Source organism: Candidatus Bandiella woodruffii (assembly GCF_034359465.1).
In the GTDB taxonomy this organism is placed as follows: Bacteria; Pseudomonadota; Alphaproteobacteria; order Rickettsiales; family Midichloriaceae; genus NDG2.
The window spans coordinates 439,871-463,519 of sequence record NZ_CP110820.1 but is presented as its reverse complement, the minus strand read 5'-3'; the positions used below and the strand labels follow the sequence as shown (position 1 = coordinate 463,519).

Below are 23,649 nucleotides of genomic sequence, written 5' to 3'. Positions count from 1 at the left end.
TTCTTCTTTCCTATCCCTTTTAAAACACTCCCCAGTCATCTGTAAAATAGGGCTTGACATAAGTTTTTCATTTGGGTTAATGATACAAGATATTATTCAGATATAATGATACAAGCATCTGGCCAAGCAAAAAAAATACATAAAGCAGCTTTTGAAAGGCTTGTTACGTTTAGATTTTTTTATATCTTGCGTGGCAAGGACGGTGCATTTATACCTAAAAGTGCTATTTTTAACATCAAAAATTCAAGTGGAAATTGATGATGGTGCAAAAGCTGTATTAGAATCACAAAAAACGTGTTTCGTGGCGTTATGGCATGGAAGAATATTGATATTTCCTAAAATTATGCAGGAATATGGCTTTTTTAAGGTTTTAACATCCATACATAATGATGGAAAGTATATAGATAAATTCATAAATCTATACGGACATAAAACAATTAGAGGGTCAACCTATAAAGGCGGAATGTCAGCTACCAAACAAATTGTCAAAGATATATCCAATAATAAAAGGATAGTTATAATACCAGATGGCCCAAGAGGCCCTAGATATAAGGTTAATAGCGCCATTACAAATATAGCTGCAAAGTTTAACATCCCAATCATCCATGTATCGTTTTCTTCAACTAAAGTGAAAATATTAAACACTTGGGATAAATTCATGATACCTTTACCTTTTTCAAAAATTTTTGTAAATATCTCGCTACCAGTATATTTTAAAGAGAGAAACGAACAAAAATTGGAAAATTTAATGTTAGAGCAAATGCAAGCATTAGATTCCATATGTGAAATACAAGTCTGATTAGCAATTGTTATGAGAATATATAAAATCTTATCTGTTCTACTTCTTCCATTTGTTTTGTTATGCATGATGTTTAGGTTGTTTAAAAGAACAGAAAGCATCACAAGCATACTGCAGAGATTCACAATCTGCCAAAACAAGCGGTCAGGCAAGCAGGTGGTGTGGTTTCATGCTGTAAGCGTTGGGGAAGTTAATCTTGCTATACCATTAGTCAAAAAGATATTGGCTGAGAGAAATGACATCACGTGCTTAGTTACGACTGCCACCCAAACATCCGCAAAAATTTTCAAATCCCACGGAATTTTAGGTGCAGTCCATCAATTTCTTCCACTGGATTTTGCTTTTATTATCAGAAATTTTTTGAACTATTGGAATCCTAAGGTTGCAGTATTTATTGAATCCGAATTGTGGCCAAATATTATTAATGAAACAACAAAAAATATACCGCTGTTGTTATTGAACGGTAGGCTCTCTGATAGATCGTTTAAAAATTGGAAGCTATTCGAAAAATCTATCGCTCGACTGCTGAAAAAATTTTCTGTTATATTTCCAGCCAGTCAGTTGGACTACAATAGGTTTTCTCATTTTACCCCTGACAACCTTGAACTTATAGGCCATTTTAAGTATTCATCTCCACCACTTGGTTACTCCAAAGAGCTTGTTGCTGTTCTTAAGGAAAAACTAAAGGATAACAATGTTTTTTTGGCAGTCAGCACCCATAATGGTGAAGAAGAAATGCTTATTAAAATGCATCAAAAGCTGAAAAAGCAGGTGCCTAATTTGTTTACAATCATCATTCCACGCCATCCAAATAGGATAGAAAAGGTAAAGACCATAGCCCAAAATTATGGTATGAGCTTTATTACAGATATCAATAATTTTCAAGATGATAGTGAGATGTTGCTGATCGGTGCATTTGGAGTGTTGGGAAACTATTTCAAAGCTGTTGAAATTGCATTTATTGGAGGTTCTTTGCTCAAGAATTTAGGAGGACACAATATTTTAGAGCCAGCAAAACTTCAGACTGCGATAATAGTTGGGCCATATACTTCAAATTTTAAAGAAACGGTGGATGAATTTCAACAACACAAAGCTATATGCATAGTAAATGATATAGATGAGCTTCAGAAGGAGCTGTTTAGTCTTTTTCAGGATTCTAAATATAGGAATCAGCTGATGCTCAATGCAAAAGCGCTTTCTAAAAGCAACGAAGATGTTTCAAAAAAGGCAATTGAAACAATTTATAGTTACATAGATGGTTAGTTCTAAAACGTATTTTAAAAGAAACTTCGTAGATTACTTTAAGACGTTGTTTTTTACCTTAGCTGCTTTTTTTCTTATTATACTGTTGTTTGATTTATTGGAAATACTACGTATCACCTCCAAATATTCGCTAAAATTACCAGTATTAATAAAGCTTGCTTTGATGAAAAATTATAGCAGTCTCCGCCAGGTGGTACCAATGATTGTTTTGGTTTCATCACTAATATTCTTTTATATAAAAAATAAAAATAATGAAATTATTGCAGCAAAAAGCGTTGGTATGTCCAGCTTTAATATAATAATCCCCGTATTATCAGCCGTTTTGGTATTTGGAATTATCAATGTGGTTCTTATCAACCCAGTCGGCACTATGTTTCTACGTAAGTATCAAAATTATGAGGCTCATAAGTTTAAAAAGCAAGTAAGTTTGATTGCTGTTTCAAAATCTGGGATATGGCTTAAAAATAAACTTGGAGAGGATGATGTCATTATCAATGCCTTAAGGGTTTCGCAGGCATTTAAAACTATGCACGACACGAACATATTCATCATCGATAAAACCGGTGCATTACAAAAACAAGTCTCCGCTAAGAAAATTTTACTTATGCAAGATGAAATCATTGCAGAAGATGCAACTTTAATTGATCGGGATTTTGAAATACAGTCTATGCCAACAATAACCTTGCCGATTCAAATTTCCATATCACAAATTTTTGAAAATCTAACTTCTATAGAAACTATATCTTTCTTTCAACTGTTAGAGTTTATAAAAATAGCGGATGATTCAGGACTATCTTCAACAAAATATATAATGCAGTTCTTGAAAGAAGTTTTTTCGCCAATTTTTCTTATAAGCATGGCTATGGTAAGTTATTTTTATTGCTACAACGTTTCTCATAGAAAAAAATTAGACTTATCTCCATTGTTTTGTTTAGTAACAGGCTTTACTATATATTTTTCCACTAACTTTGTTCATGCACTAGGTTCTTCCGGGCAAATATCAGTAATTTTGGCTGTTTTATTTCCAGTTATCACATTTAACACGTTAATTTCATACTTGATGTTTCGTAAAAACTAAATTAGGCTTTAGAATCTGTGGTGGGTTTTAAAGGGGTAATCATAAGATTCACTGTATAATTTATTTTTCAAATAATGGATTTTTATGAGTGATCTGGTTAATAATTTGGTACAAAAAGACAAAGAAGAGAAATCGAAAAAATTTATGGAATATGACGAATATGCCCGAAGTTTTGATGGATTTTTACGAACCGTACCTGTTTTTAAAATTATCGATTCTATAAAAACCCCAGTTAAGGCTTTTTTATCTCTGCCAACCTGGGGTAAAGTGATGCTGGGTACACCAGTTGCACTTGTGCTTGGAATTCCAGCTGCGGCTGGTTTGGTTGCTGTTGAAGCTACTAAGTTTGGACTGGCGCTGATAACATCGCCTTTACGCCTGTTTGGTGTTACACTGGTGTCATTCCAACCATTCTCATACCCGCTGTATAAACTTGCTTCTGTCATCAAAGAACCGGAAATGCAAAAGCTTTTGGTGGAGAAAACGCAGCTACTGGAACAAATTGGGAAAAATAAAGAGATAGTTAAAGGATTGGTAAAGTTATTTGCATTACCTGCAGACGATAAAAATAGCAAGTTGTTAAGAAATGTTGCGAATGCTGGTTTGGAGCTTTTGGGTGATAAAAAAAGCCGCGAAGTGTTGAGAGAAGAGTTATTGAACAATTATTTCAAATTTAACATAACCCCTTTAGATAGAGAGAAATTTATTCAAAATTATGTTATATATGAAAATGGACAGCTTGAAAAGGGACTGAGGAACTGGTTACAAAATATCGCAAATGTTTATAATGATCCTGTCGCCCTCAGGAAACAACTCATAGAAGAAATGGTGAAGACTGGTTTTCCCAAAACTAAAATAAATTCCTTATTACCAGAGAAAATTGACATCTCTACTGCTCAGGATATATTAATAAAGCGGTACGAGGTTAAAATCAATGCTTTAGAGGGAGACGCTCAAAGGAAATTAGATCAAGAGAACCAAGCTCTTGACAGATTTATTAGTGACTACTTAAGATTTGAGAAAGCCAAAATGCAAAATCAAAAGAGCGATGAAGAGCTTACCAAGGAAGCAGTCACAGCGTTTTTAAGGAATTCCCCGGATTATATGAGATTGGCGGAAAATGTTGTTGGAATTATAGCTGACCAGCCTGATGGCCAAAATGATAATTTGAAGGGCGTATTAAGAGGGGAGGGGAGTAATCTTATTGAGTATTTTAAAGAAGTTAAAAATGGACAACCAATAGACCAAACGCTGAAAAATTTTGGTGTCACGGATGAACTCTTAGATGCTGTACCGATTCTTCTCAAAGAGCCTGCGAAGTTGGAAAGCACTATTAATTCAATAAGGAACCAGGCATTGTTTCAGTGGGCTGAGGGTTTAATGGGAGTTTTGAGTGCAAATAAGGACTTGAAAGAAGCTTTCGCACAAAATCCAGAAATTGCTTCAGAGATTGCAATAGGGGTGATCAACAATGTTCCCATGTTAAAAAACATGTGTGAGGATTTCGGTTGTGGCGAAGCAGTTCTAAATATAATAAAAGAACTTGTAAAGACCCCAGAGAAGGCAAAAGATATTTTAGAATGCATGAACGATGGGAAAACAGAATTGTTAATCAACAAGGTGATTACGTTGATCGGTGAAAACCAAGATTTACAGGAATATCTTAAAAATAACGGTCAAGCATATGCCTCGCTTGTTAGTGCTATGTTTAAAAAGCTTGAGGTATTGCAACGGTTGAATTTAAAAGATGAGGAAGTAAACTTAATAACAGGGATTATACCATATCTTTTGGGTGATGCTAAGGGGTTGGGCGACATTTATGCATTAAGAGATAGGCCATTTGAAATATTGCGTGAAATAAATGAGCTTGCTGGAACAAATTTGGGGCTGAAAAATTATTTAAATGGTAACGCTGATGCTATTAGCTCTCTTGTGAATAGGGTGATTCAAAGCACGCCATCTATTAAAGATAATGTTGATAAATACTTGAGCAATACCAAAATTGATATAGGGAAATTGGCAGCAGCTCTTTTAAAAGATGTTGGAAATGAAGAGGCGGCACAGTTAAAATCAGCTTTGGTTGATATGCTGGGTAGCGAAAATGCTACGTTGATTTTTAGGTTAGTTAAATTTATTGGCGAGAATAAAGATATGCAAGAAGCACTTACTAGATAATGTCGTCATGAGATTTTAAGCCAAAGAGATAAACATCTAATCTGAATTGCGGCAAGAAAAGAAGCTGAATTTTTAGCATATCTGGTTGCAATTCCCCTCCATCTTTTAAGATGAAGAAAGGTGTTTTCTACAATATGCCTTATTTTGTATAAATCTTTATCGTATTTTCTCTGGGTGATTCTGTTCTTTTTAGGAGGAATAACAACGCTCATGCCCAATTCTTGGGCATGGTCAATTATGTAATTAGCATCGTACCCTCTGTCGGCTAGTAAGTACTCAGCTTTCATCTCTTCAATAAGATTAACAGCCTGCTTGCAATCAGCTTCTGAGCCTTTTGTGATAATAACTTTGAGTGGCATACCATGTGAATCCAAGGCAAGGTGAATCTTTGTATTGAGCCCCCTTTTGTACGACTCATATCTTGATTGCCGCCTTTTGCACCTGAAGCATGTGGATGCACTTTACTATGACTTGCGTCTATCATTAACCATTCCATATCAGGTTCTTTCACAAATATCTCCAATAAAGCCTCCCATATCCTTTTGTCTCTCCATCTGCAAAATCTTTTATGTGTATTTTTCCATCCTCCATATTCTGAAGGCAAATCTCTCCAGGGAGAACCTGTTCTTAATATCCAAAATACTGCGTTAATGAATCTTCTGTTATTATGTGCCAAACCTCCCCACGTACCTTCCCTTCCTGGCAAATGATCCTTTATCAAATCCCACATATTATCTGTTATATCATGCCTATGTAGCCCTAAATCCATTTTTACTCCTGATTTATCTTTTCTTTCATATTATACCACAAATCTCATGACGACACTATCTAATTATTCTCAAGATAAAAATTATGCTGTATTGATTGATACACTTTTAAATAACGCGAAGTTCAAAAGATTTTTAACTAGTAATTCTACAGCGATAGGCGATTTTACCCAGTTTCTTACGGAACGTATTCCAATGTTAAGGGACTTAAAGCACAAGTACCTTGGGGAAGTAAAAGTTAATGAGTTAGTTAAAAACTTAATAATTGATGTTTTAATCAGTGAAGAAGCGGTCAAAGCATTAACAAAAACATTGTATAATGGTGGGATTCTAAACTGGACAGAAGCTATCCTAAAGTCTAACCAATTTGTTTTACCCATTTTAACAACTTTCCCTGTGTGGCAATACCTTTCGAAACCAAAGTTAGAAATCGGGGCCGATGTGGAGAATGCTATACGTGCAAATGGAGTGGAAGATACAAATATATTGCTCAGCGATATATTAAGCCACTATGAAGATTTTTATTGGTTAAACAGCCTTGAAAATGCCACCCAATTGAGATCTTTTAATGGAATTACCCTAGATAATGCGAAGCTTGGTAATGGTTTTGATGGAATTACAATCGATGGATTTAGCTTTACCGATGCTTATTTTATCAATTTAAACTTTAACAACTCCAAAATTGAACTTAGTTCTTTTATCCGAGCTAAATTTGATAAAAGTTTGAGTGTTAACAATGCAAATCTTTCCAATGTTAGTTTTGATAGTGCTCAGTTTCCAAATCAAATAAGTTTCCGCAATTCAGTACTGACAAATGTTAACTTTGAGAACATCAGTTTATTTTTTAATCCAGGAGAACATGTGTCGTCTGGCAAAATTGATTTTACTGATGCAACTTTAGATGGTGTTACTTTGGATTCCCTTGCAAAAGCTGTGAAAAAAAATCCAGAATTAAAAGATGCTTTAGTACTTAAGGACGCAAGGATAGTTGGTAATTTAAGTACAGATGCATTAACAACTTTGGACTTGGTAGTTAAAGGAGCTAATTTTGATGGCATTGGGGGAATGCAGAAGGTAGAAAAATTGCAATTGATCAACCATATTGCAGAAGAAATTGGCAGTGGAGTGGCGAAAAAAATATTTGGGAATAATATGTCAGAGTCCAGAAAAAAAGATATGTATAAGATAATACAGCTTTTAAAAGACGAGATATTGCCAGAAATAGCTAAGGAACATAGTATGTCACATGTGGATGACAATTTAATTGCAAGGTGGGAGTGTTGCCATAAGATAGATAAGATGCTAAAATGAATATAGCGAGCAACAAAGAAAATAGAGATATGAATACAGAGTGTAAAAAATGCAGTAGCAGTAAATACGTTAAGAATGGTAATATTAGGGGTATGCAAAGGTATAAATGCAAAGAGTGTGGATGTAATTTTACAAACACTAAATTAAGAGGCTGTTCGCCAGAGATGAAGGCTCTGGCAGTGTTATTGTACAGCATGGGAAAAAGTAGCTTTAGATGGCTAGGGAAATTATTTAAAGTAGCTCATACTAGCGTATATAAGTGGATAATACTGTATGCTAAAAAGATACCAAGACCAACAGTGCCGGAAGAATTGAGAGAAGTTGAAATAGATGAGATGTGGCATTTTGTAGATTCAAAAAAAACAAATTATGGATATGGAAAGCCTATAGTAGGGAGCTCAAGAGAGTTGTTGCCTGGGTGGTTGGTAAGCGTAACGTTACAACCTTTAGAAAATTGTGGAAAATCAGGGAGTGTTCATAAATAGATAGAAAGAGCTAAAGCTTTGTTAAAAAATAAAACAAGGGATAATCTTAGCATTTCAGAACACTTGCTAAAGCGTTTAGTCTTGCGATTTAATCTAGCAAGCATATCCCTTAAGGAGGAATTGAAGCTCTCAACCAAACAAGTTTCAGACTTTGTCTGCAGATGTATTTGAGCAATTTTATAATGACAATAGACCTCATACCCATCTGTACACATATAACGAATTTGGTATTTTTCTCCTAGCTCACGAGCTAAATCTACGTAATTTTCTTTATCACCTGAACCTACTTTAAACGCAACAGTTTTGAATCTGTCCCTATCGACAGCAGTCCATATTCTTGTTTTATTCTCTTTTTTTTGACGTATGTATATAGCTCATCCATCTCTAATATCTCTATACGCCTCTTATCTCCCTCTATCTTTTGATTCGTCACCATCTCATCTACTACTTTCCCTGCTTGTTTGATCCAATAAAATACTGTACTTAACGGGATATTTAATATGTGAGCTATCCTCCTAATTCCGCAGTTATTTAGATACATCTTTATCACCATGCTCCTCTCTTTATTACCATATTTCCAATTCTTCCTACCATCTCCTTCTGTAAAGTTTTTATTACAACTCTTACATTTGTATCTCTGCTTTTTCCTTGCATATCCATTTTTTGATACCCCTTTCCCTTTGCAATATTTACATTCTATTTTCTCCATTTTTCCCTTTCTTTTTTTTCCTTCCCTCTCCTTATATCACATTCTTTTCTTCTTTCCTATCCCTTTTAAAACACTCCCGAAAATCATAAGTAGAGATAATTGCACTTATTACACAGACGATTGGTCTGTTTATTCAGAGGTTATACCTCGCCATCAACATGTTGTTGGCAAACAACATACACTCTCAATTGAGTCCAATAACTCAAACACAAGGCACAGAATTGCAAGAATGACCAGAAAAACAAAGGTAGTTTCAAAATCTGAAGAAGTTGTCGATCTTACGATTAAGCTCTGGGTACATTTTGAGGATAACAATAATTTCCTAAGTGAGCAGGGCAATTTTATATCTATCTTTGGCTAACACTCTGCAAAAGTAAATACCTCGCTCATATATCCTTGAGATTTTAGTTGATCTCTAAAAATGGCAAAGATTTTTGATAACAAATTTGTTCCTATCTTTGAGCGGATTCTACTAAAAACGCTATAATCAGGTGTGGCTTCGGTTAAATCAAAATCACAAAACCACTTGGCTGCAACACTGTCACTCAAATATCTTTCTAGTTCACGATCTGACAAATCTTCCATAAACTGTAACAACAAGCATTTAAATAAACGTAAAACACCATATCCCTTATAATTAGCAGGAGATTCAATTCCCTTCAGCTCTTGCTCTACTGCCCCAAAATTAAACAGCTCCTTAAATTTGCGATATTGATGCTCACTACCAACCAATTGATCCAAACATACCATTATTATTTGATGCGCTGATGACATTTTTCTCTTCTTTATTCTGTAATCCACTCCACTATACCTTTCTTTATTCCATCTTGCAACACTCCCTTAGTATACGAAGTGCTATTATATATCACCTGCGCCAAACTGTGTTCTCTCTCTAATTTGACCGCCCCATGCTCTTTTATCATAATCACCAATTAACCTTGCACAGAGTGTTAGCCAAAGATAGATATAAAATTGCCCTGCTCACTTAGGAAATTATTGTTATCCTCAAAATGTAGCCAGAGCTTAATCGTAAGATCGACAACTTCTTCAGATTTTGAAACTACCTTTGTTTTTCTGGTCATTCTTGCAATTCTGTGCCTTGTGTTTGAGTTATTGGACTCAATTGAGAGTGTATGTTGTTTGCCAACAACATGTTGATGGCGAGGTATAACCTCTGAATAAACAGACCAATCGTCTGTGTAATAACTGCAATTATCTCTACTTATGATTTTCCACAATTTTCTAAAGGTTGTAACGTTACGCTTACCAACCACCCAGGCAACAACTCTCTTGAGCTCCCTACTATAGGCTTTCCATATCCATAATTTGTTTTTTTTGAATCTACAAAATGCCACATCTCATCTATTTCAACTTCTCTCAATTCTTCCGGCACTGTTGGTCTTGGTATCTTTTTAGCATACAGTATTATCCACTTATATACGCTAGTATGAGCTACTTTAAATAATTTCCCTAGCCATCTAAAGCTACTTTTCCCCATGCTGTACAATAACACTGCCAGAGCCTTCATCTCTGGCGAACAGCCTCTTAATTTAGTGCTTGTAAAATTACATCCACACTCTTTGCATTTATACCTTTGCATACCCCTAATGTTACCATTCTTAACGTATTTACTGCTACTGCATTTTTTACACTCTGTATTCATATTTCTATTTTCTTTGTTGCTCGCTATATTCATTTTAGCATCTTATCTATCTTATGGCAACACTCCCTACTTTTGTTGATGCAAGTCACTTGATCTCCAAAGCTAATTTATGGGAAGAGCGGGATGAAGCCAGAAAACAAAAATATGAAAAACTTAACAACGAAGTCTTGCCTAAAGTCGCACATGATAAACAAGCCAAAATAGGGTGCAAGGGTGGTAGTAAATTTTGGTATGGCTATAAGAAAAACATGTAAGCGTAGATATTCAATCCGGAATGATCAACAAGGTTGCTATAACGCCTGCTAATGTTACCGATGCAAAGGGAGTTGCGCATGTTTTACCAAATAGTGGAGCAGTTTATGCTGACAAAGGGTATTGTGTTGCACCAGCAAAGAATGCAGCTAAAAGCAGAGGTATTCATTTTTGCGCCATCAAGAAAAACAATATGAAGCAAAAGAATTTTGACCTTGATCGATACTATACTTCCATAAGGGCTCCGTTTGAGAGGGTGTTTTCTCAAGATAATAAACGATTGCGATACATAGGAATTGCCAAAAATCAGTTTGCTGAATTTATGAATGCTATCTGCTTTAATTTAAAACGTTTAACGGTTCTTACTGCCTAAGCTCATAAAATCACGCTTCGCAGAATCAATAAAAAGCTAAAAATTACCATATCCCACCTCAAAGAAATCTTTTGAATTCTTGGGGAAACCAGTTTTTTGTTAATTTTTTTAGACCATGGTCCAAACTTCCTTAAATCAAACCATCACATTTATCCTTATTTTATCTTTCAACGCTCCCACTAAAGTTGGTATGATAGCCAGTGGTGGGGTGCAGATCAATGATAATAAGCTATATACCAAAGAGTGTAAAGATGAGATTAAAAAATGCATTCTGACAAACATAACGTATGAACAAAATCTATTCAGGTAACTATTTTCCAATTCTCAATCTGACTTGAGGGATACTTTATATTTATCGGATCTATAAATATTTTTTTATGTTGCATTTATAAGCTTTACCCTATAGTTTCTTTGGCAATGTGAATAATAGTATTCTATGCAAATTGTAATGCTAAATTTTAGCGTTTCCAATGCTTAAAAGATATAAAACGTATTGGCGTGCGTTATGTCTTTAGTGTAAGAATGGCAGGGTGTTTTGATTGTATCGTCGTAAAAATAGAAAAGGAGTTTATATCATGAAACTGAGTTTTTTAAGGTTGTCCCCATGGCAGAAGATTTTGCTTGCCCTAGTATTAGGGGCAATAGTTGGTGTGTTGTTGGGGGAGGATTCTCAGTACTTCAGTTGCTTTGGGGTTGTCTTTTTAAATCTAATCAAAATGATAACCATCCCGATGATTTTCTTCACAATCATTTACGGCATAACAAACATTGAAACTACACAGGGTTTGCGACGTCTTAGTATCAAGTCGATCATTACCTTTACGTTTACTTCATTCTTGGCAGTTTCTGTTGGTATAATTGTTAGCATGGTATTAAAACCGGGTGTTGGTATATCAAAGACCATTTTAGATCAATTTAAAGGTTCTCAAAGTGTCCCTAAGGTAGGTTCAATGTCTATATACGAAACGCTAATAGACATAATACCAACCAATATATTCTCTGCAATGGTTTCTGGACATATATTACAAGTTGTTATGTTTGCCTTATTTATAGGGGCAATTTTAAATACGGCAAGAAGTGAGTGCTCTGAGGTGATAAAAGTTTGTCAACAAAGTGCTATACTGTTTTTTAAGGTGATTAGATCAATAATGCGCCTAGCACCAATTGGAGTATTCGGATATATAGCAGCCATAGTTGCTACAGAAGGTATTGGAATTTTAGTTGCTTTGGGTAAACTTGTTGCAACCATAGGAATTGGATGTTTAATTCAGTATCTGTTGTTTGGGGTTTTAATTCTATTTGTTTCTGGAGTCTCTCCGATCCCATTTTACCGTAAGATAATAGAACCACAGTTACTTGCTTTTGCGACAAGTAGTTCTAAAGCTACTTTGGTGCCATTGATGGATGTGGTTGAAACCAAGCTTGGTGTTTCAAAACAAAGTAGCCGTTTCATACTGCCGTTGTCTGCTGCTTTAAATATGGATGGTGGTGCAATTTACCAAAGTGCATGTGCTGTGTTTTTTGCACAGATGCTTGGAGTGGATTTTTCGTTAAGTCAGTATGTTATTTTATTTGTTATGTGTACACTTGCTTCAATTGGAGGGGCTGGAATTCCAGGAGGGGTATTATTATTTCTTGGGATGGTATTAAATTCAGTTGGATTGCCTATAGAAGGAGTGCTTTTAATTGCGAGCGTTGATCGGTTTTTGGATATGATGACAACAGTAATAAACGTAACTGGTTGTGCATGTGCTACAGTTCTTATCGACCATTCGGAAAAAACGATGGACGTAAAGTTATATACCTCTGATAATTCGAAAAGAGTCAGAAATATGAGCGATGAGCATGAAGGAGTGTAAGAATGCGTGACGAAATGCGAAAGCCGAAATATTTTGAGGCCAATTTGAGTATACTAAGTTAAGGTTACATCATGTTGTGCGAAGTACATGTCTTTGTCAAAAAGCTGTAGTAAAATTTTGATGATTGGATTTGGGTATTTTGTTACAATGGAGCTGGCATAATTATCTGCAAAATCCACCATTTGACCATTTTTTAGGGGATCGAAAAACTTAAACCCAGACTCTCCACTTTGTCTAAAACCTAGATAATCACCACTTCCTCTAATTTCAAGGTCTTTTTCTGCAATTCTAAAACCATCGCTAAAATTCTTTAAAATATTAAGCCGCTTTTTAGAAACCAAACTTACCTTGTGGCCATGAAGCAATACGCAGTATGATGCTGCACTTCCCCTTCCAACTCTACCCCTTAATTGATGCAGCTGGGATAAACCAAATCGCTCTGCGTTTTCAATTACCATTATTGTTGCTTCTGGCACGTCAATCCCCACTTCAATTACAGTGGTTGCAACGATAACCGTTTTTTTTCCCTCTTTAAATTCTTGCATCACTTTTTCGCGTTCCTCTGGTTTCATTTTACCATGTAGCATTGCAACATTATCCCCTAATGATTGAATCAAAACGGCAAAGCTATTTTCAACATACGATAATTGTAATTTTTCTGATTCCTCGATCAATGGACATACCCAGTAAACTCTCTCTCCCTTTTGGATTATCGCTTTAATTCTATCAAGCAAAGCAGCAATCTTAGATTTAGACAGAATTGTTGTAACAATTGCCTTATTAGAAACGGGCTTATTTTTAATAATACTAACATCCATATCCCCATAGCTTAACATGCTGATTGTTCTTGGAATTGGCGTGGCGGATAACATCAACAAATCTGCATTTTCCCCTTTTTGCAATAGAGACATTCTCTGCTTCACCCCAAACCTATGCTGCTCGTCTATAATCACCAATCCAAGGTTTGCAAATGTTACTTTATCTTGAAACAAAGCATGTGTCCCAATTATTGTATCAATCTCTCCATTTTGTAGTTTTTCCAATATCTGACGTCTTTCCTCCGCTTTGGTATTGCCAAGCAATAGGCACAAATTGATGCCCAACTTCTCTACATATCTTGTGATGTTCTTATAATGTTGATTAGCAAGTATTTCAGTTGGCACCATAAACGCGACTTGTTTTTTGCTCTCAATAGCATTGAGTGCTGCGCACAACGCAACCAAAGTTTTACCACATCCTACATCCCCCATCAAAAGCCGTAACATTTTTTTATCCGAAAGCTGGTCTTGTTCTATTGCTTTGACAGCCATTTGTTGTTCTTTGGTCAATTGAAATCCCAAATTCTTTAATAAATCGTTCACTAATTGACCAGAGAACTGCACAGTATTTTTTGCACCTTGCTGCAATTTTTTCCTGAGAAGCTTAAGGCAAATTTGATGTGCCAAAACCTCATCAAATGCCAGCCTATCTCTAGCTATTTTTAAATTGTTGATATTGAGATTTGATGGCTTATGCAAAATTTTCAGCGATTCAACAAAGCTTTTCCAACCTTTTTTTGCAATCAGTTCTTGTGGTAGCCATTCGTTGATGGTTGGAATCAAAGGCAATATCTTTTGCGCTAAACTCCATATTAACTTTGATGTTAGACCCTCAACTTTCAGGTAAATTGGCTCTATAACAGGGATTTTATACCGTTCATTGGATTTAACCACGATATCTGGATGAATTATCACAAACCCCTCGCTCTGGATGTCTATCTTGCCGCTTACTATAATTTTACTGTTAATCAAAAAGTTTTGTTTAATATATGGGGGGATTTTATTAAAGTATATTAGTGTTACAAAGCCACTTTCATTCTCACAAAAAATTTTACTTGGCGCTTTTGAGCGAATGCTGTTGTTGAAGCTCACCTCTGTAACTGTAAGCTCAAGTGTTACCAGATCATCTTTCTGCATTTCATGAATTAACGGAGAATAACTCCTGTTTACGTAATCATACGGCAAGTGAAACAACAGGTCTTTGAATGTTCGTATACCTATCTTTGCGAATAATTTCACACGGCCATCACCAACCTTCATCAACTCATTGAGATTCCTATTCAAATACGTAATAAAAGCTTGTTCCACTTTACTGTTCTTCTGATTTTTGTGCGTTATTAGAATCAGCTCTATATAGTTTTCCTTTAACTCCACAGCCGCTTAAAAGAATCACGAGCAAAAAGATAATATACTTTTTATAATTTAACATTATAATCCACAGAAGGATGTTACCAGATGATTATATAAAATGAATAGTTTAGTCTTACTTGTCAATGTATTGTTGCTTCTTGCCCCAATTACAATTGCCAATTCAACTGATATGTATAGCATGCAGCAAGAGTATATAAGTGCTATAGAGAGCAACTACTATGCCGTTCCTAAAAAGGTGGCCAACATCAAGTTTCTTGATGAAAATTCTAAGGAGATACGTTTTAAAGATTTCAAAGACAAGTTTGTTATTTTAAATTTTTGGTCAAACTGGTGCATTGAATGCACGAATGAACTAAAATCACTAGACAAATTACAGCAAGAATTAAACAGAGATAAAGTTGATGATGTTGCGATAATAGCAATATCTGACGGTTCCATTAGATAGTGTCGTCATGAGATTTGTGGTATAATATGAAAGAAAAGATAAATCAGGAGTAAAAATGGATTTAGGGCTACATAGGCATGATATAACAGATAATATGTGGGATTTGATAAAGGATCATTTGCCAGGAAGGGAAGGTACGTGGGGAGGTTTGGCACATAATAACAGAAGATTCATTAACGCAGTATTTTGGATATTAAGAACAGGTTCTCCCTGGAGAGATTTGCCTTCAGAATATGGAGGATGGAAAAATACACATAAAAGATTTTGCAGATGGAGAGACAAAAGGATATGGGAGGCTTTATTGGAGATATTTGTGAAAGAACCTGATATGGAATGGTTAATGATAGACGCAAGTCATAGTAAAGTGCATCCACATGCTTCAGGTGCAAAAGGCGGCAATCAAGATATGAGTCGTACAAAAGGGGGCTCAATACAAAGATTCACCTTGCCGTGGATTCACATGGTATGCCACTCAAAGTTATTATCACAAAAGGCTCAGAAGCTGATTGCAAGCAGGCTGTTAATCTTATTGAAGAGATGAAAGCTGAGTACTTACTAGCCGACAGAGGGTACGATGTTAATTACATAATTGACCATGCCCAAGAATTGGGCATGAGAGTTGTTATTCCTCCTAAAAAGAACAGAATCACCCAGAGAAAATACAATAAAGATTTATATAAAATAAGGCATATTGTAGAAAACACCTTTCTTCATCTTAAAAGATGGAGGGGAATTGCAACCAGATATGCTAAAAATTCAGCTTCTTTCCTTGCCGCAATTCAGATTAGATGTTTATCTCTTTGGCTTAAAATCTCATGACGACATTATCTAAGCTTGAAAAAATAAAAAGGCTTTATAGCGAGTTGGGGATTGAAAATTTAACCATATATCATGATCCTAATCGTAAATTGATGGATTATTTTAATGTTAACTCTCCACCCACCACAGTTTTCATCAACAAACAGGGTGAGGCTTTCGCCAAAATAGGCGAGGTATATAATTGGCAAGACCCTTCTATTCTTGAATATATACTGGAGATTAAGGACAGGTAGTAAGAATTAAAACTTTAATATAAATTAAATATGAACGAAATTAAAATCAGCATTATAAAATTAAGCAGTCTAAAAGACCTGTCTCCACCACAGCATGCAACGCAATATAGCGCAGGGGTAGATTTGGTTGCTGCAATAGAGGAAGATATATTATTAAAACCTATGGCAAGAGTTTTGGTTCCAACAGGTATAGCAATTGCAGTGCCAACAGGGTTTGAGGCCCAAGTTAGGCCACGTTCTGGTCTTGCTATCAAGCATGGTATCACCGTCATAAATGCTCCTGGCACAATTGATTCGGACTACAGAGGTGAAATCAAAGTGCCAATAATTAACTTAGGACATGAAGATTTTGTGATCGAAAAAGGTATGCGAATAGCACAGATGGTTATCTCACAATATTTTTCAATCAATTGGCATGTTACTGATACTCTTCCAGAAAGTACCACAAGGGGAAATGCAGGATTTGGATCAACAGGGTATAACTCAATTTAAACAATCTGTATGTTTGGCAAAAACCCTAAGCTAGCCCCAGAAAAAGGAGATGGGGGCGAACTAAAAGTAACATCGATATTTCTGACAATACAAGGAGAAGGTCCTTATGTTGGTCATCAAGCAGTTTTCATTAGACTAAGCGGGTGTAACCTTGCATGCGATTTCTGTGATACTGAGTTTGATAGCTACAAGCTTCTTAGCGTTGAAGAAATTGTAAAGGTGGTTATGTCAATTAGGGATGGAGCAAACTTAGTCGTCATCACAGGTGGGGAACCAATGCGCCAAAAAATTAAATTGTTGTGTGACAATCTATTGTTTCGCAATTTTACGGTCCAGGTAGAAACAAATGGTACAATCCACACCGAAATTCCAAAGGCGGTAAAGCTGGTATGTTCTCCAAAGGCATCCAACGGCAAATACCATAGTATCAGAAAAGATATTTTAGAACAAACAGTGGCTTTAAAATTCCTTATTTCAAAACAAAATAAAGAATATTGTGATATTTCAGAAGTAGGGCAGAGCAGATATAACATTCCTGTATATGTTCAACCCATGGATGAATACGACGAATTTTTAAACCAAAACAACCTTCTCTTAGCGCAACAGGTTGCTAAAAAACACTGCGCAATATTATCTTTACAACTTCATAAGATACTAAAAATAGACTGAATTACTCCACGTTTTTTTGAAATTGGCAGAGTATATATACTAGTTTTTATTATCTTCTCCCAAAGCTTTTAGCGCCTCTTCATAGCTAATAGCTCCCGGGTATAGGTCACCGTTGATAATTATATCAGGCACGCCTCTAATGCCGATTGTTGTTGCCAATTTTATATTATTTTCTAATATTTCATCTAACTCTTTATTTTCCATCGCTTTATGCAATTGAACTATATTTATTTTTAAAGATTTAGCTATTTTATCAATTTTTTGATCTATATTTCCATTGTCTCTACTCTCCATTAAAGCAAAATGGAAGTCAAGATATTGCTTAGGAGCAATTTTATTAACAGCCAAAGCAGCCTTACTAGCTTTGACAGAAGAATCTCCTAAAACTGGAAGCTCCTTGAACACAATGTATACATTATGTTTTTCATCAATTAACTTTTTGATTACTTCAGACATTTTTTTGCAATAGGAGCAATTATAATCGTAATAATGAACTATAATCCCTTTCGCAGATGAGTTCCCGTACTTGGGATCGCTATCGTTATTAACTAACGCATCATTATTATCTTTCACGGCTTTTGACATCAATCTCTGTTCCTCTTTCTGCTGAGCATTAGCGTGATCTTTTAATGCCTCAACAATAATTTCCGGATGATTTTTTAGTTCATCTCTAACAATATTAACAACTTCATTTTTTGTAACTGTATTTACATTCGATGCATCAGTCTCAGATACAGGCGCAGCTGGCGCTGCACCTGTATTAGCTGATGATTCAGTATTGCTTGACTCAGCAGAACTATCAGATACAGCAGGAGTTGCTGGCGTATCTGCGTTTGTTGCTTCTGGAGCACCTGAGCTTGGTTCAGCAGAACTGTCAGATGCAGCAGGAGTTGCTGGCGCATCTGTGTTTGTTGCTTCTGGAGCGCCCGAACTTGGTTCAGCAGAACTATCAGACTCAGCAGGAGTTGCTGGCGCATCTGTATTGGCTGTTTCTGGAGTACCTGAGCTTGGTTCAGCACCAGATTCCGTAGCAGTTGCTCCAACAACATTACCTTGCGACAACTCAGCTCCCACCTTTACTTCATCCTGTTTGGATTTTTTGTAGTAAAGGTAACCAGCAAATACCACAAGTAATGTTAGCAATACTATAGCAATGTTTTTGGTTTTCATGCGTAAAAAATATGTAGTTTATATTGATCATAGATTATTGCACCAAATTTCCTGTAAAGCAAATACAATAATCAAAAATTTTAGAACTTTACCGTGTTTCAACATCTATAAATATCTCAAGTCAAATTAAGAATTGGAAAATGTATCGACGATGGATAATTTCGAAAAGAGCCAGGAATATTAGTGATATTCTATCTTTTTAAAACTATATAAAATGCTCCGTCCCCACCGTGTTTATAGTGAGCATAGCTAATGCAGAGAATATATTCGTTAAAGCGGGACATCGTCAACCAATCCATGATGCTATTTTTCAATACGGAGTAATTTTGAGGGGAACTATTTCCTTTACCCGTAATGACTAGTAATAGCCTATATTTTCTCGCACATCCATCTTCTAAAAAGGTCATCAATTGATGATAAGCCAGCTCTTTGGTATGACCATGCAAATCTATTGAACTGTCGATTTTATAATTACCTTTGCTAATGGTCCTTAGCATGCTGTGGTTAATTTTTGTTGCATCTCCAAGTTTTAACACATAATTTTGTTGCCCTTTTAGCACAGGAACTTGAGGTATTGTATTCCGCCTATTATTGATTGTAATATCAGCTTTTATATTGCTAACTGCTAACGTCCTTTCTTTTAACCTTTTGACATCTTTTATAGCTTCACTCCAAATATCTACATCCTCTTTTGCGAAAATATAACCTTTCTTACTCATTATTTTTGTGTATATAGAGTATTGTGTAAGCAAGTTATAATAACACAATCTTAATGATAAACAATTTGCAAATAGGGTGCCTATATAATAAGGAATCAAAAAATGCTGTTGACGCTTTTGAGAAATTATCAAAAACCTATAATCTCGTGGAATTATCAGATGCCAACTTACAAATGGTTAGTGCTATAATAACACTCGGTGGAGATGGAGAAATGTTAAGGGCATTGCATATGTCAAAACACACTAAAACACCAATATACGGCATGAACAGAGGTTCTTTAGGGTTTTTGTTAAATAAATATGATCCAAATAATTTGATAGAAAAGGTCGGCACAGCTCAAATTGTGAAATTGTATCCGTTAAAAATGATCGCCACAACAAATCACAACGAAACCGTGGAAGCTCATGCATTCAATGAAGTTTCGCTTTTACGGGAAACAAATCAAATAGCAAAAATCAAAATCACAATTGACGGCGTGTTAAGGATGAATGCGTTACATGCAGATGGAATTTTATTGTCAACCCCAGCTGGAAGTACGGCGTATAATTTTGCAGCGCATGGGCCCATTATACCATTGAATTCCAATCTTTTATCTCTTATGCCAATCAGCCCATTTAGGCCTAGAAGGTGGGATGGGGCACTGATTTTACGAAAAAGCAGAGTTCAACTTGAAATTTTAGAATGGGCAAAAAGACCTGTTAGTGCTGTTGCAGATTCAAAGGAGGTTAGAGACATTAAGTCCGTTGAGATATATCTTGATTTTAGCCTAGAAAAACAACTGCTTTTTGATAAGAATAACAGTTTGAATGAACGGGTTTTTAAAGAGCAGTTTTACTATGATAGCACTGCATAAGAATTGGCTCTGTCGCATCTGTAATATGATGCAAAAACTTTCAAATTATTTGTATATTTTTCCATTAAGCAGTTAGTGAAAGAAATTTATCAAAGTCAGAATTATAATTGTCATTGTCAGCAAGTTGTCCTTTTTTAATCATGTGCAAGAGCTCTATTCCTGCAATAGTCCTGGCGGCACTTCTAAAGGATTTGAAACCAAGCATCGGTCTAGTTCGTTTCTTTACAAATCTGTGATCGCCTTCTATCCTATTGTTTAGATATTTGTTATGCCTAATTTCTATTTGGTCTTCTTTAGATAATGGCTTATTGATCGAATTCAAAGCAGAAGTATTAGAGCCACTTTTATCTATATTAACCTTTATAGGCTGGCCACTAGATTTAATTGCTTTCCTGAAAAACGCTTTAGCTGCCCTTTTATCTCTTTTTGCTCTTAGCATAAAATCTATGGTATCCCCGTATTTATCAACTGCTCTATACAAATAGACCCATTTACCTTTAACCTTGATATATGTCTCGTCCATTCTCCAGCTGCCGTTGACTGGCTTTTTTCTTTTTCTGAATCTTCCTTCAAGTATTGGCATAAACTTTACTACCCATCTTTGTAGAGTGGCGTGATCTATGTTGAGTCCTCTCAACCCGCCTATCTCTTCTATCTCTCTGTAACTTAAAGAATATCTTCCTTTCATATACAGCGATACCATAATGATTTCTGCGCCATATTCATGGTTCTTAAAATACTTCATTAATTTTGGGTCTACTTTAAACATTATTACCAGCAACTATTTCTTTCAGACAGAGTGTTAGCCAAAGATAGATATAAAATTGCCCTGCTCACTTAGATAATGTCGTCATGAGATTTTAAGCCAAAGAGATAAACATCTAATCTGAATTGCGGCAAGGAAAGAAGCTGAATTTTTAGCATATCTGGTTGCAATTCCCCTCCATCTTTTAAGATGAAGAAAGGTGTTTTCTACAATATGCCTTATTTTGTATAAATCTTTATCGTATTTTCTCTGGGTGATTCTGTTCTTTTTAGGAGGAATAACAACTCTCATGCCCAATTCTTGGGCATGGTCAATTATGTAATTAACATCGTACCCTCTGTCGGCTAGTAAGTACTCAGCTTTCATCTCTTCAATAAGATTAACAGCCTGCTTGCAATCAGCTTCTGAGCCTTTTGTGATAATAACTTTCAGAGTGTTAGCCAAAGATAGATATAAAATTGCCCTGCTCACTTAGGAAATTATTGTTATCCTCAAAATGTAGCCAGAGCTTAATCGTAAGATCGACAACTTCTTCAGATTTTGAAACTACCTTTGTTTTTCTGGTCATTCTTGCAATTCTGTGCCTTGTGTTTGAGTTATTGGACTCAATTGAGAGTGTATGTTGTTTGCCAACAACATGTTGATGGCGAGGTATAACCTCTGAATAAACAGACCAATCGTCTGTGTAATAACTGCAATTATCTCTACTTATGATTTTCCACAATTTTCTAAAGGTTGTAACGTTACGCTTACCAACCACCCAGGCAACAACTCTCTTGAGCTCCCTACTATAGGCTTTCCATATCCATAATTTGTTTTTTTTGAATCTACAAAATGCCACATCTCATCTATTTCAACTTCTCTCAATTCTTCCGGCACTGTTGGTCTTGGTATCTTTTTAGCATACAGTATTATCCACTTATATACGCTAGTATGAGCTACTTTAAATAATTTCCCTAGCCATCTAAAGCTACTTTTTCCCATGCTGTACAATAACACTGCCAGAGCCTTCATCTCTGGCGAACAGCCTCTTAATTTAGTGCTTGTAAAATTACATCCACACTCTTTGCATTTATACCTTTGCATACCCCTAATGTTACCATTCTTAACGTATTTACTGCTACTGCATTTTTTACACTCTGTATTCATATTTCTATTTTCTTTGTTGCTCGCTATATTCATTTTAGCATCTTATCTATCTTATGGCAACACTCCCATAACTTTGAGTGGCATACCATGTGAATCCACGGCAAGGTGAATCTTTGTATTGAGCCCCCTTTTGTACGACTCATATCTTGATTGCCGCCTTTTGCACCTGAAGCATGTGGATGCACTTTACTATGACTTGCGTCTATCATTAACCATTCCATATCAGGTTCTTTCACAAATATCTCCAATAAAGCCTCCCATATCCTTTTGTCTCTCCATCTGCAAAATCTTTTATGTGTATTTTTCCATCCTCCATATTCTGAAGGCAAATCTCTCCAGGGAGAACCTGTTCTTAATATCCAAAATACTGCGTTAATGAATCTTCTGTTATTATGTGCCAAACCTCCCCACGTACCTTCCCTTCCTGGCAAATGATCCTTTATCAAATCCCACATATTATCTGTTATATCATGCCTATGTAGCCCTAAATCCATTTTTACTCCTGATTTATCTTTTCTTTCATATTATACCACAAATCTCATGACGACACTATCTAGGAAATTATTGTTATCCTCAAAATGTAGCCAGAGCTTAATCGTAAGATCGACAACTTCTTCAGATTTTGAAACTACCTTTGTTTTTCTGGTCATTCTTGCAATTCTGTGCCTTGTGTTTGAGTTATTGGACTCAATTGAGAGTGTATGTTGTTTGCCAACAACATGTTGATGGCGAGGTATAACCTCTGAATAAACAGACCAATCGTCTGTGTAATAAGTGCAATTATCTCTACTTATGATTTTCCACAATTTTCTAAAGGTTGTAACGTTACGCTTACCAACCACCCAGGCAACAACTCTCTTGAGCTCCCTACTATAGGCTTTCCATATCCATAATTTGTTTTTTTTGAATCTACAAAATGCCACATCTCATCTATTTCAACTTCTCTCAATTCTTCCGGCACTGTTGGTCTTGGTATCTTTTTACTGTATTCATATTTCTATTTTCTTTGTTGCTCGCTATATTCATTTTAGCATCTTATCTATCTTATGGCAACACTCCCCTTTCAGAATATCAAAAATTCTTATGTGTTTCAACAGATGCGACAGAACCTATTTTTCCATCCTCCATATTCTGAAGGCAAATCTCTCCAGGGAGAACCTGTTCTTAATATCCAAAATACTGCGTTAATGAATCTTCTGTTATTATGTGCCAAACCTCCCCACGTACCTTCCCTTCCTGGCAAATGATCCTTTATCAAATCCCACATATTATCTGTTATATCATGCCTATGTAGCCCTAAATCGATTTTTACTCCTGATTTATCTTTTCTTTCATATTATACCACAAATCTCATGACGACACTATCTAACACACCTAATAAAATCACTCCACCATTATAATAAAAAATCC

Annotated in this window: 30 protein-coding genes and 3 pseudogenes; 16 read left to right on the top strand and 17 right to left on the bottom strand. The window is 35.7% G+C overall.

The genetic code is table 11. The features are described from left to right. The first annotated feature begins 220 nt into the window (after positions 1–220). The 4 genes from Bandiella_RS02850 to Bandiella_RS02835 all read left to right on the top strand — a co-directional run bounded on the left by Bandiella_RS02850 (position 221) and on the right by Bandiella_RS02835 (position 5,315). Positions 221–799: a lysophospholipid acyltransferase family protein gene (locus tag Bandiella_RS02850; RefSeq protein WP_323733291.1), complete on the top strand. Its 579-nt coding sequence runs from the start codon at positions 221–223 to the stop codon at positions 797–799. 78 nt (positions 800–877) lie between these two features. Beyond that, on the top strand, positions 878–2,062 hold the full coding sequence (locus Bandiella_RS02845; protein WP_323733290.1) for a 3-deoxy-D-manno-octulosonic acid transferase: 1,185 nt from the start codon (positions 878–880) through the stop codon (positions 2,060–2,062). Next, on the top strand, positions 2,055–3,140 hold the full coding sequence (locus tag Bandiella_RS02840) for an LptF/LptG family permease (RefSeq protein ID WP_323733289.1): 1,086 nt from the start codon (positions 2,055–2,057) through the stop codon (positions 3,138–3,140). Before Bandiella_RS02845 ends, Bandiella_RS02840 begins: the two co-directional genes overlap by 8 nt. A gap of 84 nt (positions 3,141–3,224) precedes the next feature. Continuing rightward, complete coding sequence (locus Bandiella_RS02835; protein WP_323733288.1) at positions 3,225–5,315, top strand: hypothetical protein; 2,091 nt, start codon at positions 3,225–3,227, stop codon at positions 5,313–5,315. 5 nt (positions 5,316–5,320) lie between these two features. Here Bandiella_RS02835 and Bandiella_RS02830 read toward each other — a convergent pair. After that, positions 5,321–6,084 (bottom strand): IS5 family transposase gene (locus Bandiella_RS02830; protein WP_323732753.1). Its coding sequence is split into 2 segments (ribosomal slippage): positions 5,321–5,712 and positions 5,712–6,084, totalling 765 coding nucleotides; the frame shifts between segments, so codons are not numbered across the junction. 91 nt (positions 6,085–6,175) lie between these two features. Here Bandiella_RS02830 and Bandiella_RS02825 point away from each other — a divergent pair. Continuing rightward, positions 6,176–7,393 (top strand): pentapeptide repeat-containing protein, encoded by a 1,218-nt coding sequence (locus Bandiella_RS02825; protein WP_323733287.1) that lies wholly within the window; start codon positions 6,176–6,178, stop codon positions 7,391–7,393. Further along, complete coding sequence (locus Bandiella_RS07665; RefSeq protein ID WP_323733286.1) at positions 7,390–7,878, top strand: transposase-like zinc-binding domain-containing protein; 489 nt, start codon at positions 7,390–7,392, stop codon at positions 7,876–7,878. The genes Bandiella_RS02825 and Bandiella_RS07665 overlap by 4 nt, the downstream gene beginning before the upstream one ends. On the opposite strand, the gene Bandiella_RS07480 is transcribed toward Bandiella_RS07665, so the two are convergent. Both Bandiella_RS07480 and Bandiella_RS02815 read right to left on the bottom strand, forming a co-directional pair. Next, complete coding sequence (locus Bandiella_RS07480; protein ID WP_407651266.1) at positions 7,869–8,213, bottom strand: IS1 family transposase; 345 nt, start codon at positions 8,211–8,213, stop codon at positions 7,869–7,871. The genes Bandiella_RS07665 and Bandiella_RS07480 overlap by 10 nt on opposite strands. After that, positions 8,162–8,587 (bottom strand): IS1/IS1595 family N-terminal zinc-binding domain-containing protein, encoded by a 426-nt coding sequence (locus Bandiella_RS02815; RefSeq protein ID WP_323732659.1) that lies wholly within the window; start codon positions 8,585–8,587, stop codon positions 8,162–8,164. Before Bandiella_RS02815 ends, Bandiella_RS07480 begins: the two co-directional genes overlap by 52 nt. Between Bandiella_RS02815 and Bandiella_RS02810 the strand changes: the two genes are divergently transcribed. Next, positions 8,559–8,948, top strand: a complete 390-nt coding sequence (locus Bandiella_RS02810) for an IS1 family transposase (RefSeq protein WP_323733285.1) — start codon at positions 8,559–8,561, stop codon at positions 8,946–8,948. The genes Bandiella_RS02815 and Bandiella_RS02810 overlap by 29 nt on opposite strands. Here Bandiella_RS02810 and Bandiella_RS02805 read toward each other — a convergent pair. Genes Bandiella_RS02805 through Bandiella_RS02790 form a run of 4 tightly spaced genes read right to left on the bottom strand, consistent with a single transcriptional unit; the run spans position 8,945 to position 10,283 of the window. Continuing rightward, positions 8,945–9,388: a transposase gene (locus Bandiella_RS02805; RefSeq protein ID WP_323733284.1), complete on the bottom strand. Its 444-nt coding sequence runs from the start codon at positions 9,386–9,388 to the stop codon at positions 8,945–8,947. The two genes, Bandiella_RS02810 and Bandiella_RS02805, sit on opposite strands and share 4 nt — an antisense overlap. Beyond that, positions 9,373–9,510, bottom strand: a complete 138-nt coding sequence (locus Bandiella_RS02800) for a hypothetical protein (protein WP_323733283.1) — start codon at positions 9,508–9,510, stop codon at positions 9,373–9,375. The genes Bandiella_RS02805 and Bandiella_RS02800 overlap by 16 nt, the downstream gene beginning before the upstream one ends. Positions 9,511–9,537: 27 nt before the next feature. Beyond that, positions 9,538–9,906, bottom strand: coding sequence for an IS1 family transposase (locus tag Bandiella_RS02795; protein WP_323733386.1), 369 nt, complete (start codon positions 9,904–9,906; stop codon positions 9,538–9,540). Continuing rightward, complete coding sequence (locus Bandiella_RS02790) at positions 9,810–10,283, bottom strand: IS1/IS1595 family N-terminal zinc-binding domain-containing protein (RefSeq protein ID WP_323732418.1); 474 nt, start codon at positions 10,281–10,283, stop codon at positions 9,810–9,812. Before Bandiella_RS02790 ends, Bandiella_RS02795 begins: the two co-directional genes overlap by 97 nt. 20 nt (positions 10,284–10,303) lie before the next feature. Here Bandiella_RS02790 and Bandiella_RS02785 point away from each other — a divergent pair, with 20 nt between their 5' ends. The 3 genes from Bandiella_RS02785 to Bandiella_RS02775 all read left to right on the top strand — a co-directional run bounded on the left by Bandiella_RS02785 (position 10,304) and on the right by Bandiella_RS02775 (position 12,734). Next, complete coding sequence (locus Bandiella_RS02785) at positions 10,304–10,504, top strand: hypothetical protein (protein ID WP_323733282.1); 201 nt, start codon at positions 10,304–10,306, stop codon at positions 10,502–10,504. Between the two features lie 20 nt (positions 10,505–10,524). Next, the gene (locus Bandiella_RS02780; protein ID WP_323732514.1) at positions 10,525–10,875 is read left to right on the top strand and encodes a transposase; all 351 of its coding nucleotides are present in this window, start codon (positions 10,525–10,527) and stop codon (positions 10,873–10,875) included. Between the two features lie 575 nt (positions 10,876–11,450). Beyond that, the gene (locus Bandiella_RS02775; protein WP_323733281.1) at positions 11,451–12,734 is read left to right on the top strand and encodes a dicarboxylate/amino acid:cation symporter; all 1,284 of its coding nucleotides are present in this window, start codon (positions 11,451–11,453) and stop codon (positions 12,732–12,734) included. A gap of 53 nt (positions 12,735–12,787) precedes the next feature. On the opposite strand, the gene recG is transcribed toward Bandiella_RS02775, so the two are convergent. Next, positions 12,788–14,926: an ATP-dependent DNA helicase RecG gene (gene recG / locus Bandiella_RS02770; RefSeq protein WP_323733280.1), complete on the bottom strand. Its 2,139-nt coding sequence runs from the start codon at positions 14,924–14,926 to the stop codon at positions 12,788–12,790. 94 nt (positions 14,927–15,020) lie between these two features. Here recG and Bandiella_RS02765 point away from each other — a divergent pair, with 94 nt between their 5' ends. From Bandiella_RS02765 to Bandiella_RS02745, 5 genes are all read left to right on the top strand, one after another. Then, complete coding sequence (locus Bandiella_RS02765; protein WP_323733279.1) at positions 15,021–15,368, top strand: TlpA family protein disulfide reductase; 348 nt, start codon at positions 15,021–15,023, stop codon at positions 15,366–15,368. 55 nt (positions 15,369–15,423) lie between these two features. Further along, positions 15,424–16,187 (top strand): IS5 family transposase gene (locus Bandiella_RS02760; RefSeq protein ID WP_323732779.1). Its coding sequence is split into 2 segments (ribosomal slippage): positions 15,424–15,796 and positions 15,796–16,187, totalling 765 coding nucleotides; the frame shifts between segments, so codons are not numbered across the junction. Then, positions 16,184–16,420: a TlpA family protein disulfide reductase gene (locus tag Bandiella_RS02755; RefSeq protein ID WP_323733278.1), complete on the top strand. Its 237-nt coding sequence runs from the start codon at positions 16,184–16,186 to the stop codon at positions 16,418–16,420. Before Bandiella_RS02760 ends, Bandiella_RS02755 begins: the two co-directional genes overlap by 4 nt. A 39-nt stretch (positions 16,421–16,459) precedes the next feature. After that, positions 16,460–16,912 (top strand): dUTP diphosphatase, encoded by a 453-nt coding sequence (dut, locus tag Bandiella_RS02750; RefSeq protein ID WP_407651272.1) that lies wholly within the window; start codon positions 16,460–16,462, stop codon positions 16,910–16,912. A 9-nt stretch (positions 16,913–16,921) separates the two neighbouring features. Next, complete coding sequence (locus Bandiella_RS02745; protein ID WP_323733276.1) at positions 16,922–17,581, top strand: 7-carboxy-7-deazaguanine synthase QueE; 660 nt, start codon at positions 16,922–16,924, stop codon at positions 17,579–17,581. 39 nt (positions 17,582–17,620) lie between these two features. Here Bandiella_RS02745 and Bandiella_RS02740 read toward each other — a convergent pair whose 3' ends face one another. Further along, on the bottom strand, positions 17,621–18,751 hold the full coding sequence (locus tag Bandiella_RS02740) for a DsbA family protein (protein ID WP_323733275.1): 1,131 nt from the start codon (positions 18,749–18,751) through the stop codon (positions 17,621–17,623). Between the two features lie 191 nt (positions 18,752–18,942). Further along, a complete protein-coding gene (locus Bandiella_RS02735) occupies positions 18,943–19,470 on the bottom strand; it encodes a Smr/MutS family protein (protein ID WP_323733274.1) in 528 nt (175 codons plus the stop codon). A gap of 53 nt (positions 19,471–19,523) precedes the next feature. Between Bandiella_RS02735 and Bandiella_RS02730 the strand changes: the two genes are divergently transcribed. Further along, positions 19,524–20,324, top strand: a complete 801-nt coding sequence (locus Bandiella_RS02730) for an NAD kinase (protein ID WP_323733273.1) — start codon at positions 19,524–19,526, stop codon at positions 20,322–20,324. A gap of 64 nt (positions 20,325–20,388) precedes the next feature. Here Bandiella_RS02730 and Bandiella_RS02725 read toward each other — a convergent pair whose 3' ends face one another. From Bandiella_RS02725 to Bandiella_RS02695, 7 genes and pseudogenes are all read right to left on the bottom strand, one after another. Then, positions 20,389–21,093, bottom strand: a complete 705-nt coding sequence (locus tag Bandiella_RS02725) for an IS6 family transposase (protein WP_323732571.1) — start codon at positions 21,091–21,093, stop codon at positions 20,389–20,391. Positions 21,094–21,174: 81 nt separating this feature from the next. Beyond that, positions 21,175–21,522 (bottom strand): annotated as a pseudogene (locus Bandiella_RS02720) (transposase); the annotation flags it as partial. A 4-nt stretch (positions 21,523–21,526) separates the two neighbouring features. Next, the gene (locus tag Bandiella_RS02715) at positions 21,527–21,895 is read right to left on the bottom strand and encodes an IS1 family transposase (protein WP_323733386.1); all 369 of its coding nucleotides are present in this window, start codon (positions 21,893–21,895) and stop codon (positions 21,527–21,529) included. Further along, positions 21,799–22,272 carry an IS1/IS1595 family N-terminal zinc-binding domain-containing protein gene (locus tag Bandiella_RS02710; RefSeq protein WP_323732418.1) on the bottom strand — a complete coding sequence of 158 codons (474 nt, stop codon included), beginning with the start codon at positions 22,270–22,272 and terminating at the stop codon, positions 21,799–21,801. The genes Bandiella_RS02715 and Bandiella_RS02710 overlap by 97 nt, the downstream gene beginning before the upstream one ends. A gap of 33 nt (positions 22,273–22,305) precedes the next feature. Then, positions 22,306–22,733, bottom strand: a pseudogene (locus tag Bandiella_RS02705) (IS5 family transposase); the annotation flags it as partial. 30 nt (positions 22,734–22,763) lie between these two features. Further along, entirely contained in the window at positions 22,764–23,162 is a 399-nt protein-coding gene (locus tag Bandiella_RS02700) for an IS1 family transposase (RefSeq protein WP_323733272.1), read from the bottom strand. Between the two features lie 176 nt (positions 23,163–23,338). Continuing rightward, a pseudogene (locus tag Bandiella_RS02695) lies at positions 23,339–23,506 on the bottom strand (transposase); the annotation flags it as partial. Positions 23,507–23,649 lie beyond the last annotated feature (143 nt).